Annotated in this window: 11 protein-coding genes; 6 read left to right on the plus strand and 5 right to left on the minus strand. The window is 40.9% G+C overall.

Features of this window, described 5'->3' with window-relative positions; all coding sequences use genetic code 11:
• Nucleotides 1-274 precede the first annotated feature (274 nt).
• On the minus strand, nt 275-514 hold the full coding sequence (locus A9239_RS03890) for a DUF4062 domain-containing protein (RefSeq protein WP_048118490.1): 240 nt from the start codon (nt 512-514) through the stop codon (nt 275-277).
• 198 nt (nt 515-712) lie between these two features.
• Between A9239_RS03890 and A9239_RS03895 the strand changes: the two genes are divergently transcribed.
• From A9239_RS03895 to A9239_RS03905, 3 genes are all read left to right on the plus strand, one after another.
• On the plus strand, nt 713-1132 hold the full coding sequence (locus A9239_RS03895) for a MarR family winged helix-turn-helix transcriptional regulator (protein ID WP_048118485.1): 420 nt from the start codon (nt 713-715) through the stop codon (nt 1130-1132).
• Nucleotides 1133-1232: 100 nt separating this feature from the next.
• A complete protein-coding gene (gene lon / locus A9239_RS03900; protein ID WP_048155165.1) occupies nt 1233-3626 on the plus strand; it encodes an endopeptidase La in 2394 nt (797 codons plus the stop codon).
• Nucleotides 3627-4133: 507 nt separating this feature from the next.
• The gene (locus A9239_RS03905) at nt 4134-4622 is read left to right on the plus strand and encodes a co-chaperone YbbN (protein WP_048118479.1); all 489 of its coding nucleotides are present in this window, start codon (nt 4134-4136) and stop codon (nt 4620-4622) included.
• 79 nt (nt 4623-4701) lie between these two features.
• Here A9239_RS03905 and A9239_RS03910 read toward each other — a convergent pair whose 3' ends face one another.
• Together A9239_RS03910 and A9239_RS03915 are read right to left on the minus strand one after the other, a co-directional pair.
• Entirely contained in the window at nt 4702-6381 is a 1680-nt protein-coding gene (locus A9239_RS03910; RefSeq protein ID WP_048155168.1) for an AarF/ABC1/UbiB kinase family protein, read from the minus strand.
• 225 nt (nt 6382-6606) lie between these two features.
• On the minus strand, nt 6607-7590 hold the full coding sequence (locus A9239_RS03915; protein ID WP_230669087.1) for a hypothetical protein: 984 nt from the start codon (nt 7588-7590) through the stop codon (nt 6607-6609).
• 643 nt (nt 7591-8233) lie between these two features.
• On the opposite strand from A9239_RS03915, the gene A9239_RS03920 reads away from it, so the two are divergent.
• Entirely contained in the window at nt 8234-8929 is a 696-nt protein-coding gene (locus A9239_RS03920; protein WP_048118472.1) for a flavodoxin family protein, read from the plus strand.
• A gap of 141 nt (nt 8930-9070) precedes the next feature.
• Here the strand turns inward: A9239_RS03920 and A9239_RS03925 are convergent, their stop codons facing one another.
• Nucleotides 9071-10285 carry a multidrug effflux MFS transporter gene (locus A9239_RS03925; protein WP_048118470.1) on the minus strand — a complete coding sequence of 405 codons (1215 nt, stop codon included), beginning with the start codon at nt 10283-10285 and terminating at the stop codon, nt 9071-9073.
• Nucleotides 10286-10497: 212 nt separating this feature from the next.
• Here A9239_RS03925 and A9239_RS03930 point away from each other — a divergent pair, with 212 nt between their 5' ends.
• Complete coding sequence (locus tag A9239_RS03930) at nt 10498-11295, plus strand: alpha/beta fold hydrolase (RefSeq protein ID WP_080941481.1); 798 nt, start codon at nt 10498-10500, stop codon at nt 11293-11295.
• A 167-nt stretch (nt 11296-11462) separates the two neighbouring features.
• Complete coding sequence (locus A9239_RS03935) at nt 11463-12098, plus strand: LysE family translocator (RefSeq protein ID WP_048122977.1); 636 nt, start codon at nt 11463-11465, stop codon at nt 12096-12098.
• A 402-nt stretch (nt 12099-12500) separates the two neighbouring features.
• Here A9239_RS03935 and A9239_RS03940 read toward each other — a convergent pair whose 3' ends face one another.
• The gene (locus tag A9239_RS03940; protein ID WP_048118468.1) at nt 12501-13613 is read right to left on the minus strand and encodes a tetratricopeptide repeat protein; all 1113 of its coding nucleotides are present in this window, start codon (nt 13611-13613) and stop codon (nt 12501-12503) included.
• Between the last annotated feature and the right edge of the window lie 490 nt (nt 13614-14103).

Below are 14103 nucleotides of genomic sequence, written 5' to 3' on the forward strand. Positions count from 1 at the left end.
TATTCTTGTTAGGAATTGTAGGAAGGCTCTCTGTTTTGTGATGTTCATTGGATCGAATCATACAAAACAGAGAGCACTTATTTTTATGTAACTGTCAAAGTCAGGATTCATATGCACATTCGGACTCCTGGAGTCAAAAAATGAATAAATTATTTCTGCAATTTATGCTTTTTTGGGAATCCTTTTTCTGGCAGTCCTGCTTTCAAAACCCTTTCGGTCAAAGCTTGCGAGTTTCCAGACAGATATGAACATGGTTGCAATCTCGTTTTTAAGGTCAGGAATAACTCTGATAACCCGGCACAACTCGTTTTCGGAAGAGGCCTATATGGGCTTTTTTAATCTTGTCTTTCTTAGGCTTCTGGTTTTGCTCCTGTATGCAGGGTACTTCTGCAACAAAATACTCCATTGCTATATTTTCATGGCCCATCTGTCGTAGTACAAGACTTACTTTCTTCCGATACTCTCCCAGATCCTTAAACGTAGAAAATACAAATTTATAGTCTATTTTGTCCACTAATTATCTAGCTAATCTTTCCTGAAATAAAAGTGTGAGGTAGTTAAATCTTTTGAATTTGTTTGATTTTTAAAATTACCTCTCATGCCCTTCTTGTAGCATGGACGAAAATACGTTAACCTTACAATCCATGACCAGAGGTTGCCCAACCAAAAGCTATTTAATTAGGCAATGACTAACTAACGACTAAGATCCAGCATGACAGAGAAAAAAGAGCATTTATTATTAGTCTTTGAAAACCTGTTCAAAACCCAAAGAGAATGCTCCTGTGATATCCTCTCTGAATGTGGGTTATCAGATATCACTGTAAAACAGATCGGATATCTGAAGCTTATTGATGATAATGGGGACGTGACTTTTAGCAGGCTTGCTAGGATCACTAGAAACTCAAAGCCAACCATCACAGAGATGGTGAACAAATTCGTGAAAATGGACTGCGTGTACAAAGAAAAGTCCTCAAAAGACGGAAGAATTTTTTACATTCGCCTGACGGAAAAAGGACGGAGAATAGCTCGTGCCGAAGAAAACGCATTGTTGAGGGTCATTGAAAAAATGGCAGATTCTCTGGACGAGAAAGAAATTGACACGCTTATCGACCTCCTGGAAAAGGTGTGGTAATTTTTTTTGTTCGGCGAAAAAGTTAGGTTAATTCAAACTAAATAATTGGACTAACCTGGAAAACAGAGATAACAAATTTAGAAAAATGAGACGATTGACAATGTATCCAGAACAACCCGATGAAACCAGAGAAAGCATCGTAATGCCGCTTTTTGAGGTAGTTGTCTACCCAAAAAGCCGGGCCAAATTTCTTGCTGACAAAGTCACAGGGGAAATACTCCTAAATGACATGAAAAACGCCGAATCTGTATCTGCCATCGGGCTGACTGTAAAGAGCGGCACAAAGGCTTCAGAACTATCCGAAGAGAACCTGTATAAGATTGGAAACTTGCTTAAGATTACATATGTACAGCCTGCTGATGACGGATATCTCGTTGTCGCAAAGGCTATCGAAAGGGTAGAGGCTATATCTCTGTATCGGAAGAATGGGCTGTTCTACACAACTTACAGGCCTGTCCATGATCTGCCGGATTTCGATGAGGACGCTGAAACTGAGGTACTGGCAAATATAAAAAAGACAATTCACGAGATCAGTGCCCGGTTCCAGGGTTCTGAACAATTTACCAAGTCAATCGATAAGATGGACTCCATTGACCAGATAATGGGATTTGCCATGCCGTACATACCCGTAAAACTTGCCGAAAAGCAGAGACTCCTGGAGCTTGCCTCGGTTCGCGAAAGGTATCTTCTGTTCCTTCACATTCTGACAAAGCATAAAGAAAATATCAATCTCCAGATCGAAATGGCAAAAAAAGTCACTGACAAAATAAGCAAGTCCAATAGAGAGGCAATGCTCCGTGAGCAACTGAAAGTGATTCAGGAAGAGCTCAACGAAGGTGGTGACTCGGTTTCAGGCGATGCTGCATACAGGGAGAAAATTGAAAACTCAACTATGCCTGATGAGGTAAAAAAGAAGGCATTTTCCGAATTAAAGAAACTAGAAACCGGAGGCAGTCACAATCCTGAAGCCCCTGTTATAAGGAATTATCTTGACCTCCTGCTCGACCTTCCCTGGGTAACCGAGGAGAAAAAGAGCATCGATATTGAAGAAGCCCGTCGTGTGCTTGAAAGCAACCACAACGGACTTGAAAAGGTTAAGGAGAGAATAATCCAGCACCTGGCAGTTATGAAATTAAAACACGAGAAGCAGGGCTCAATTCTGCTCCTGATTGGACCGCCCGGAACCGGTAAAACAAGCCTTGGGAAAAGCATTGCAGATGCTTTGGGCAGAAAATATGTCCGGATCAGCCTCGGAGGTGTCAAAGACGAAGCCGAAATCCGGGGACACAGGCGGACATACATCGGTGCCCTTCCCGGAAGGATTATTCAGGGTATGAGAAAAGCAGGCACGAAAAATCCTGTGTTTATTCTTGACGAAGTTGATAAGCTTTCAGCTTCTTACTCTGGAGACCCGGCAAGTGCTCTCCTGGAAGTCCTTGACCCTGAACAGAACAGCACGTTCTCAGACCACTATCTGGAAATCCCATATGACCTGTCCGATGTCCTGTTCATAGCTACAGCCAACTCTATGGCAAGTATCCCCTGGCCGCTTCTCGACAGGATGGAGACCATTGAGATCTCAGGTTACACAAAGAATGAGAAACTTGCAATTGCAAAAGATCACCTGGTGCCCTGCATACTGGAAGACCACGGCCTTGATGCAGAGAAACTTAAAATTGAAGATGAAGCCCTGAAAGTAATCATCGATAAATACACTCGCGAAGCCGGAGTCCGGGGGCTTAAAAAGCAGCTTGCTAAGACTGCAAGGTTTGTGTCTGAAAAGATCGTGTCAGGCAAGGCCGACCTTCCTTATGTGGTCAGGGCGGATATGCTCAAAGAAATTCTCGGAAAAGAGATAATCCGGCAGGAAGAAGCCAGAAAAGAAAATGTACCCGGCGTGGTTACAGGACTTGCATGGACGCCTGTGGGAGGAGATATTCTCTTCATAGAAGGCACATTTATGCCAGGCAGTGGAAAACTCACACTTACAGGCCAGCTTGGGGATGTAATGAAAGAGTCTGCAAAGATATCGTTGAGCCTTGTAAGGTCACGGCTTGCAAACACTGCAAACAGCTTTGACTTCACTTCAAGTGATATTCACATCCATGTACCCTCAGGTGCAACCCCAAAAGACGGCCCGTCAGCAGGCGTAACCCTCTTTACCGCCCTTACATCCCTGATAATCGGAAAAGCGGTTGACCCCAAACTTGCCATGACAGGGGAAATAACGTTGAGCGGTGCAGTACTGCCTGTTGGAGGCATAAAAGAGAAAGTTCTGGCAGCCCACAGGGCAGGCATAAAGAAGATAATCCTGCCAAAAGAAAACGAAAGAGACCTTGAAGATGTGCCTGAAGATGCCAGAAACAAACTTCAGTTCGTGCCTGTGGAGACCATCGAAGAAGTCTTGAGAGAAGCCTTGGATATTGATCTACCCAGGCCGGTAGTACCATCCTTATATCCTGGAAGCAGTTATGCACCTGCGCATAGTGCATAAACGTTAAGAAATGCAGGATTGGGATTACAGTCTCCAGACCATAATACCCATCCAATTTTTCCTCCTGATTTTTCCTCCTGATTTTTCCTCCTAATTTTTCCTCCTGATTTCTTTCTAATTTTTTCTCCCAGTTTTTTACACAAACTTTGAGAAAACGGCCTTTTTCGTCATAGAAAAACATGCAAAATGGCATCGAGAATGAAATTATTGTTTTAATTAACTTAAATTAACTAGGTTATATTCATCAAACTCAGGAAAAAAACGGCTCTTTTACGGCTCTGGACTGTTGTTAGAGTCTAATTTACAAAACCGGAACTCTGCCAAAGCCAAAAAATCAAAAATCGCCATTTTTGAAGTTAAAAACACAAAGATTAGGGGAGATAGATCTTAGTTTATTTTTTTGATGTTTTTTATTCAGGCAATTCTTTCAGTTTTACTGCATAAATTTTATAATATATAAAACATTAATCATGTAGTAGCAGACAATCAACATGAAGCACGATCAATATGAAGCAGTTAGTTATATTATCGATTCTGATTATAGCTGTGCTTTTTACAGCTGGTTGTACTGAGCCAAACTCTACTCAAGAGTCTCATGATAATGGCTATGTTGTCAATACAACCGAACTTGGGCAGATAAATACATCCCTTGAGGAAGGTCCGGTTTTTTTGAAACTCGGCGCTGAATGGTGTGGGCCATGTCAGAAAATGGAGCCCATCCTTCAGGAACTGGCAAATAAATATGAAGGAAAAGCAACGATCATGTCCGTAGATATTGACCAAAGCCCTGAATTTATTGAGTATTTTGGAGTAAACTCTATTCCTGACTCCTGTGTGATCATAGGTATTGAAAACGGGGAATACGTATATATGCAAGAGGCTGGAAATGCCAGTAAGGACAGGTTCACGGCCAGAATTCTTGGACTCAGGGATGAGCAAGAATTCGAAAAAGTTCTGGATCTAGCGCTCCAGAAAGAAAAGGTCAAATCCAAATAAAATCCGTTTTTTGCAGTAAAATTTCAAATTTCATAATTTTTCATGCTATCTATTTTTCCGCAAAGTATACATTGGAAAATCACATCCGACCTGTCTTGAATACATTATATATAAGCCACAGTCCAAAGATACTGGCAATAACGAAACTGAATGTGCCAAGAAAAGGCACACCCCAAACAAGAGGTCTCATATGTGTCTGAATGACCAGAGAAGAAGCGACAATCATAGCAGAGATGATCAGACTGATAGATAACCGATTACTTGCAACGTCAATCTCGGACACCAGCTTTTTACCTTCCTCAGATTCAAGTTTTATATTTAAATAGCCATTTTCAGCATGATCAAGTATATGTGAAATTTTATTCGGGGCTTTTCGAAAGAGACGCGTCCAGCTTGAAATATTGCTATATGCCTTACGAGCCAGGTTTTGTGGATAAAAACGCTTTTTCAATTCATTTTTTGCATAAGGTTCGAGAAGTTCGCTAAAATTTAAATCCGGGTCCATTATGAGTCCAAAACCCTCAACAGCCACTATACCTCTAACCAGTAAGACTATGTTATGAGGCATAGTAACCTGATGATCCCTTAAGATACCTATTAGTTCTTCGATTATCATAGAGGCATCAAGCTTTTTCAGAGCTTTACCATAGTATTTGGAGCGAAAAGATTCAACATCCTCTTTCAATAACCTTGTGTCTGCATAGGAATCTATACAACCCATATCTCTGAGTAACTCGACGAATAAAGAACTATCTCCATTAACTAAAGCTACCATGCCATCCAGAAATATATCGCATACTTCTGAGGAAAGGTGACCTGCCATTCCAAAATCAAGAAAAGCTACGTTCCCGTCTTCCATTATAAGGATGTTTCCGGGATGCAGGTCTGCATGGAAAAATCCATCTTCAAATACCTGCTGCATGAAAGCTTCTATGACTACAGAAGCTATATTACTCCTATCAAATCCCTGTCTGTCCAGTAAATCCACACGGCTACTTTTTATACCTTTGATATATTCCAGCGTCAACACACGTGTGTTTGTATAGTCCCAGTAAACCCGTGGAATATGGATCTGACTATTCTCTCTGAAATTGTCTGCAAAACGGTCTGCGTTCCAGCCTTCCTGAGTATAATCTATTTCTGCAAGAATACTGCGAGATAACTCATCAACAAGCTCAATTGGTCTGTATAATCTCGCTTCTGGCATATGTTCATCAACAAGTCTGGCTATACTGTACATAATGTCCAGGTCAGATTCTATTACTTCCTTTATGCCAGGACGCTGGACTTTCACAACAACCTCATCGCCATCTTTTATCCTTGCCCTGTGCACCTGCCCAATAGATGCACAGGCAAGTGGTTTTTTCTCAAAACACTCATATAATTCTTCAATGGGATGGCCGAGTTCTTCTCTTATAATTAGCTCGACTTCTTCAAACTCAAAAGAAGGCGCTTCATCCTGAAGTTTTGCAAACTCGGCAGCATATTCCAGAGGAATAAGGTCATGCCTCATGCTCAGTAATTGACCTAATTTAATGTAGGTCGGACCCAGTTCCTCGAATATCTTACGTACTCTAACCGGACCTGAAGTATTGAGCCTGTCCACCTTATCTTTATTGTTAAACTTATAGGTCAAGTCCCTGATACTGCTCAAACCTATCTTTTCAACAACATATCCAAACCCATACTTCTGGAGAACCTCGATTATCTGGCCATATCGTTTCAACATGGCATAGCGATGAAGCCTTTTACGTATCATAATGTCATTAGCCTGGAATTTTTATGGGGGTTGTTAATTTATTTTTATAATAAGTTAACAGGATATATTATATATCTTTAGTTATCCCTATTTCAGAGTTCCTGTTTCTTATCTCGCTTTCATATTTTTCAAATTATTTACAAACTCTGGATTCCGGGAGATAAAGAAATTGCTTAAGCTTCAGGCAGGCAGATAAAGAATTTGCTTAAGCTTCAGGCAGTTTCATCACATCATTAAAGAAGTGTGAAAAAATTCAAAGGTGTCCACCGCTTCAGGAGGAAGTCCCATTTCTTCAAACATCTCCCTAAAAAATGCGCGATATTTTTTTTCAGGTATCGATTCTCTGACGCTTCCGACATGCATTATGATTTCAAGCCTGACCTTTCCTGAAGAATCAAGTTCAACTATATACTTGTTTCCTATGTACCTGTTACCTATGTACCTGTTCTCCTTATCATAAGTCACGATCCCTGCCTTTGGGACAAAATACCTTACTGAACCTACCTGGTTCCCGTCCTTTAAAAAAATTTCTTTCGTATCTGAGCCTATCTTGGGGTATCCATAAAAACCCAAAACGTAATTGTCGTAACTGGAATCATCACTGTTTTCCGTAAAATACGCATGTACAGCCGGAAAATCCGGAGACTCATTCACCTGTATTTCGGCGTCCCATGTCTGATTTTGTGCAGCTTTTTTCAGAGCCTCAAGATACTTTTCCGAAGCTTTTTCATCCGAGCCGAAGAGGAGCCCTAATTTTTCAAGCATCCAGGAGTCATCAGGAAATTCCGATAGCTGTAAAGGGGATTCGGGATCGGAATGGCTAAAATTCGAGACTGCAATACAGGTTTTAATCCCGGTTTCAGTTCCGTTTTCACATACAAAGACCATAAGCTCGGAGTCATCTTTATAGTTAAGCCTTATATTCTGCACAAGAGCAGCACTTCCGAAGTTTTCCCGGACTTCAGGGACATCTCCTGGTTCAAAGCCCGAAAAGTTTCCGGGCCAGGGCCATGAACCTTCTATTTCATAACCAGCTTTCTCCGCTTTCGTAAGTACGGAATTGTAGGCAAAAGACCCAATATCAACTTCTTCGGAGTAATACCAGGAACTGTCAAGTAACTCCATTAATAAGAAAGGGCCGTAGAGAAACAGCATAAATAGAATGAGTGGGAGCAATAATAATATTAGTATGGCTTTTTGCTTATTCATGAAACTCTCAACTCTGGAAAAGCGTCAGTGGACTGGGAGGCTGTTAGTGTCCCTTAGATGTAGAATCTTAAAAATACTGGAATTATAATTCGGAGTTTTTCATATTATTATATGAAATAGGTCAACTTAATAAATAATTTATACATTTCCACTACTGATTTAAAAAATTATCTATAATCAGAGAAAAAAGCGCAGGTAGACCAAAAAATCTATCTTGGAAACTTCCCCAGGGTTCAGCAGCCTGCCTATTGTGATGTTATTTGTGATGTTATTTGTGATGTTATTTGTGATGTTATTTGTAATGTTATGTATGATGTTATGTGTGATGTTATTTTTCCTCCTTATCTTTTCGGTTGAAATTCACTACTTTGACTTTTGAGAAACACTTTCTAAAAAACGGTTTTTAGTTCCAGATTTTCTGTTTCTGGCTATTGAGAGGATACTGTAGTAATCTGTAACGTAGTAAAACCTATAACTTTTCAAAGTTTTCAGATAAAACTCGTCCATGATCCTAATGATCTGTAACGTAGTGAAACCTATAACCATAGTGATCACATAGAGAAAACTAAGGTACTTATATTGCCTAAAGTGCCGATATTGCGAATACAAATGCAAAAGAAGTTGAAAATATGAGGTAAAAATTATGAAAGTGATAGCGATAAACGGAAGTCCTCGAAAGAACTGGAACACAGCTACCCTGCTGGAAAAAGCTCTTGAAGGCGCAGCTTCGGAAGGTGCAGAAACAGAATTAATCCACCTTTATGATCTCAACTTTAAAGGCTGCATAAGTTGTTTTGCCTGCAAATTAAGAGGTGGAAAAAGCTTTGGAAAGTGCGCAGTAAAGGATGAACTGACATCTATGCTGGAAAGGCTGGAGGACGTCGGTGCTGTAATACTTGGATCGCCAATTTACCTTGGAAATTCCACAGGAGAAATGCGGTCATTTATGGAGCGCTATATATTCCCATATATAACCTACTCTATTGACACACAGACATTTTATCCCAGAAATATTCCTGTTGGTTTCATCTACACTATGAACATCACTGAGGACCTTTTTGAGCTGGTTGGGACTAATAAGCTTATTGAGTCAAATGAATGGGTTGCAACAAGGATATTTGGGTATTCCGAATCGTTATGCAGCACCGATACATACCAGTTTGATGATTATTCAAAATACGCTTCGTCTATTTTCAATCCTGAGGAAAAGGCAAAAAGGCGAGAAGAAGTGTTTCCGCAGGACTGCCAGAAAGCTTTTGAGATGGGAGCCAGGTTTGTTAAGCTGCAAAAAGCTCTGGAGGCCAGAAGTAGAGTGAATGACAGAGATCAAAAAGGATAAAGCCAACGGCATTCTCTTTTGTGACAAAGTCAATTCTAAATCTATACCTTATCAGAACAGGCGAAATAATATAACTTTTAAAAGCGATTCCGCCAGCTTACCTGGCGGTGTCTTTTATAAGGGTTTTAAGACATTATAAAGTTAAGCAATTCCCTTTACGCCTCTTTTCTGTATAACAAACCATGCCGTAAACACCAGAGCTCCGCAAACTATGACCGTGGTTCCGAGCACAGGGATTTTATCCGCCCATTCCAGAGAGATAAACCACATGCTCACAGCCCCAAAGATGAAATAGGTAAAAATCAGCAGGGAAGAAGCTGAACCTATATCCTGGTCAACCTGTTCCAGCGCAAGGTTATTGCTGGGAGGACGGCTTAAACCCAGGGAAAACGAAACCATAAACATGGAAAGAGCAAAGCTCCAGGGACCATGTTGTCCCATAAAAAGTAGGAAAATACCGCCCAGAAAAACTCCCGCAAATGCGATTGTCATCAAGTGCTTTGAATTCACTCTTCTTGTTAACCGAAGGCAAGAGAAGGCACCGGTCATAATGGCAAGGGCATTTAAGGCAAAAAAGTAGCTGTATTTTTGCTCGCTCAGGCCAAACTCGTTAATATAGATGGCAGAAGAACCTGCAATGAAGCTAAACAATGGGAAAAAACTGACTGACATGACTAGAACCATGATCATATACGGGGGATTGAGCAGCAATCTGCCGTAGGTATTAATGACCTGAGATAAAGGAGTTTCAGATACTTCTGGTAGTGTTTCCGGAAAGTGGAGAACGCCAAACATTGCGATAATTCCCATGAATGCCTCCATTAAGAATATCCAGTGCCAGGACATATACAGAAGAATCCACCCGCCAATGATCGGAGCAAGCATGGGGGCAAGGCCCATGATTACAGCTATATATGCAAGAATTCTTTCTCTTTCTGAACCCACGAAAATATCTTTTGTCATTGCCATGGATATAGAGGAACCGGCAGCAGCTCCTGCAGCTTGCAGTATGCGAGTACCTATCAGCATGGGAGCACCAGAAACAAAAGCACCTAGCAGACTTGTCACTATGTACACTGCAAGCCCGACAAGGAGAGGACGTCGACGTCCATAACGGTCAGAAATCGGGCCGTAGAAGAGAAGGAAAAGCCCATAGGTCACAAAGAAAAAAACCAGGTTCAAGTTAATTAGCGATAGAGAGACGTTCCAGCTTTTGGCCAGATCGGGAAGGGCCGGTAAAATCATGTCTGTGGTAAGAGGAGGAAAGGCAGACAGAAGTGCCAGAAGCGGCACGGTCACTTTCAAATTTTTTTGTATTCTGTCTTTAGAAGTATTTGTTTTTTGTTTGAAAGCCATAGCTAAATCCTTTATCATTATTGTCATTAGAAGGTTATAAATGGAAGTTATAAATGGAAGTTATTAGTCCAAAATATAGTTACAGATGCAACTATGTCGTATGAATACCGAAGGAATATAATTGTATATAACAGTTACGATAGTAAGAATGAAGCCCGGCTAATTTGATACTCTTTTATAACTAAGTCAAAAAAACAGAACCGGATGCTAAAATGAAAAATTATACAAACATGAATAATCTGAAAAAATACGGAAATCCACCTTTTAGTCTTGCTGTAATCCACGGCGGCCCGGGAGCTCCAGGGGAAATGGCACCTGTTGCAAGAGAACTCTCCGTTTTTGGAGGCGTACTTGAACCGCTTCAAACCGCAGTAACTATTGAAGAGCAGGTCAGGGAGCTAAAGGAAATTCTGGAAGGTCACGGCGACCTACCGGTTACATTAATTGGTTTTTCCTGGGGTGCAATGCTCAGCTTTATTTTTACTGCCCGGCATCCCCATCTAGTAAAAAAGCTAATACTTATCGGGAGCGGCCCATACGAAGAAAAATATGCTGCGCGCATAAAGAAAACCCGGATAAACAGGCTCGGAAAAGAAGATCTGGAGAACTTCGTTTGCCTGACCGAAACCCTTGATGATCCTTCAGCTAAAAACCTGAATGAAACCCTGTGCAATTTTGGAAAATTAATGTCGAAAACTGATACTTATGATCCTCTTCCCTATGAAGATGAAGTTCTTGAGTGCAACTACGAGAGCTTCAAAGGCGTATGGGAAGAAGCAAGTGAACTGAGAAGCCGAGGAAAGCTACTCAAAATCGGAAAAGAAATCCACTGCCCGGTAGTTGCGATTCATGGCGACTATGACCCGCATCCATTTGAAGGAGTTAAAGAACCTCTTTCTCGGACTTTGAAGGATTTCAAGTTTTTTTTGCTGGAAAAATGCGGACATCAGCCCTGGATTGAGAAGGAAGCAAAGGAGAAATTTTACAGTTTACTGAGGAACGAAATTTAAGTAAAAAAGGAAAAGTTGGAAAGAGGGACAACGGGAAAAAAGAAAAAACAAAAAAGGAACAGTAGGAAAGAGAATAAATAAAAAAAGAACAGTGGGAAAGAGCAAAGGGAAAAAGGGGAAAAACAAAAAAAGGAATAGTGGGAAAGAGCAAAAACAAAAAAGGAACAGTGAGACCCTTGATAGAACAATCTCAGTTAATCTATTTTATTGCAGCCTCTGCGGCACTTACGCTTCTTCCGGGACCTGATATTCTATTCGTAATTACTCAGAGCATTTCGCAGGGCAAAAAGGCAGGAATTGCAACAGCATCCGGCCTCTCTACCGGCGTACTCGCCCATACTACCGCAGCCGCAATCGGAGTTTCTGCCCTTATATATAAGTCTGCTCTTGCTTTTGAAATTGTAAAATACGCGGGTGCAGTTTATCTACTCTACCTTGCCTGGCACGCCTTAAAAGAAAGTGAAGAGCTAGTATCTTCGGCTCCTGTTAGGGAAACCAACACTTTTGCCCTCTACAGGCGCGGTATCTTTATGAACGTTTTAAACCCTAAGGTTGCTCTATTCTTCCTCGCCTTCCTGCCCCAGTTTGTAAACATAGGTTCGGGAAATGTCCCCATGCAGATGATATTTCTGGGAATAATTTTCATGGTTCAGGCCTGGCTGATCTTTTCCGCTGTTTCGGTTTTTGCCGGAACCGTTGGAGAAAGAATAATACAGAAGCCAGGAGTTGGTAGATATATTAACTGGGGAAAAGCCGGAATTTTTACATTCATTGGGATAAAACTTGCATTGTCTCATAAATGAACCAGAAAGCGATGAGAACTATGAAAAGTAGCATGAAAGTTAGCAGTTAAAACTGGCCATTGTTAAAAAACTAACCGTAGAGCCGTTATAGAAAACAAAATACGAAAAGCTTTGGTATACTTTCATCTTTAATTTCATCCGGATTGATGTCCAGCGAAGCCAGAGATTTTTTTAAAGCTTCGAGTTCCATTTTTTACTCCAAAATATGATAAAGGAAAATGGAACAACTATTATATTTATTATGTGATTAAAAATACATTACTGCTTTTACCCATACAATTTGAAGAGGATACCTTTTTTATCACTACCAATAATTGTAGGACAGTCTGTACAGGAGGGAAAAAGAGAATCATTTCTTTTTCTCTCTTCCTATAGTTCATTTTTCTAAAGCTAGCCGGTTTTTTACTCTTTCTTTGCTCCTAAGTTCTTCCTGCTAATTTTTCCTCTTTTCTCTTTTTCCTGATCCAGACTTTTCTTTAGTATCTCACTTGTTGGCTTTTTTCTTGTCCACACATTTCGCTTCGCTTTCGGCTTCTCTTCTCCCATTCTTTCTTCTTCCTCTTCTTCGAGAGATATTCCGAGCTTAGAATTCACGGAAGCCAGAGCTTTTCTAGCCTCGAAATTGTCCGGATCGATCCGGAGGGCTCTTTCAAGAGCTCCAAGAGCTTCTTCATTCTTATCCAGGCCGGAAAGGGCCATGCCTTTGCAGTACCAGGCATCGGAAGAATCAGGTTTGATTGAAATCGCTTTGCTGCAGGCTGCAATAGTTCTTTTGAATTTGCCAAGTTTTAGGTGGACAAGACCTTTCCCTATCCAGGTCTTTGCATTATCAGGGTTTATTTTGAGAGCAGCGTCATAAGCTATCATGGCTTCCACAGGCCTGTCCAGGCTGTAGAGGGCAAATCCTTTCCCCACCAGGACTCTTGCAAGGTTCGGGTTAAGCTTAAGCGCGGCGTCATAGGCTTCTATAGCCTCTTCATATCGGCCCATATCTGCAAGCACAGAACCTTTTGCGTGCCAGGCTCCTGCAAGCTTCGGATTGGCAGAAAGAGCTTTTTCAGAATCTTTAAGGGCTTTTTCGTGCTGCTTTAGTCTGCAAAGTACTGAAGTTTTGAGATTCCAGGTTTTATCGCTGTCAGGTTTTATTTCGAGCAACCTGTCAAAGACCTGTAATGCATCTCCTTCCCTGTTGAGCTGCAGGAGCACAAAACCTTTTTCGTAAAGGTAGTGAGGGTTTTCAGGCTCGATTTCAAGAGCTTTTTTAATCGCCTTTAGGGAGGCACTATACCTCCTATGCTTTAGAAACACTGCTGCCTTGCCAGCCCAGGCTGCAGCATCCTCCGGGTTTTTCTCAAGGGCCTTTTCGTGTGCTGCAAGGGCTTTGTCCAGCCGGTCATAAGCTGTCTCAGTGGTTTTGTCGGTTCTACTTGTTCTCTTGCTTGTTTTGCCTGTCTTGTTTGTTCTACCCGGTTTTCCTGTTCGTACGCTTCTATTTTCTTTAAAATCATTTGCCATAATATCAGTTCCATATGATTTAATTTAGAGTGATTATTCTTTGCAAAGAGAATTCGGTACACGCCCCAACTCCCCGGATGGATGATAAGTTCTCCGGGAAATCTTGTTTCAAACTCCGTTTTCTTATTTCAATCTGATCCTGTTATATTTTAAGTTCAGAGTGCTGGATTGCTCTACAGAAAAGAAAAACTTGCCTTTGAGTACAAATTTATCTTGACTTTGTCAGATTAAACAGTTACTCCAATCGTTGTTAGCGATTTCACTACAAACGATTTCTTTGGCATACGATGTCTAATGATGACGCTTTACCTTGTGATGTGACATAGTCAAGTTATCTATTCATATCTTTTTCATTTAAATGGTGTTCATTATAATAAGATACTTGTCAACTAGGTAGTCATTACAGGGTAGTCATTATAAGGTAGTCATTACAAGGTAATTATTACAAGGTAGTCATTACAAGGTAGTCATTACAGGGTAGTCGTTACAG

Source organism: Methanosarcina sp. A14, assembly GCF_001729375.1.
Lineage (GTDB): Archaea > Halobacteriota > Methanosarcinia > Methanosarcinales > Methanosarcinaceae > Methanosarcina > Methanosarcina barkeri.

What these genes read in the sequence shown, in the direction of transcription:
- A9239_RS03895 (WP_048118485.1), top strand. Translation starts at nt 713, where the DNA reads ATGACAGAGAAAAAAGAGCATTTATTATTAGTCTTTGAAAACCTGTTC.
- lon (WP_048155165.1), top strand. Translation starts at nt 1,233, where the DNA reads ATGTATCCAGAACAACCCGATGAAACCAGAGAAAGCATCGTAATGCCG.
- A9239_RS03905 (WP_048118479.1), top strand. Translation starts at nt 4,134, where the DNA reads ATGAAGCAGTTAGTTATATTATCGATTCTGATTATAGCTGTGCTTTTT.
- A9239_RS03910 (WP_048155168.1), bottom strand. Translation starts at nt 6,381, where the DNA reads ATGATACGTAAAAGGCTTCATCGCTATGCCATGTTGAAACGATATGGC.
- A9239_RS03915 (WP_230669087.1), bottom strand. Translation starts at nt 7,590, where the DNA reads ATGAATAAGCAAAAAGCCATACTAATATTATTATTGCTCCCACTCATT.
- A9239_RS03920 (WP_048118472.1), top strand. Translation starts at nt 8,234, where the DNA reads ATGAAAGTGATAGCGATAAACGGAAGTCCTCGAAAGAACTGGAACACA.
- A9239_RS03925 (WP_048118470.1), bottom strand. Translation starts at nt 10,285, where the DNA reads ATGGCTTTCAAACAAAAAACAAATACTTCTAAAGACAGAATACAAAAA.
- A9239_RS03930 (WP_080941481.1), top strand. Translation starts at nt 10,498, where the DNA reads ATGAAAAATTATACAAACATGAATAATCTGAAAAAATACGGAAATCCA.
- A9239_RS03940 (WP_048118468.1), bottom strand. Translation starts at nt 13,613, where the DNA reads ATGGCAAATGATTTTAAAGAAAATAGAAGCGTACGAACAGGAAAACCG.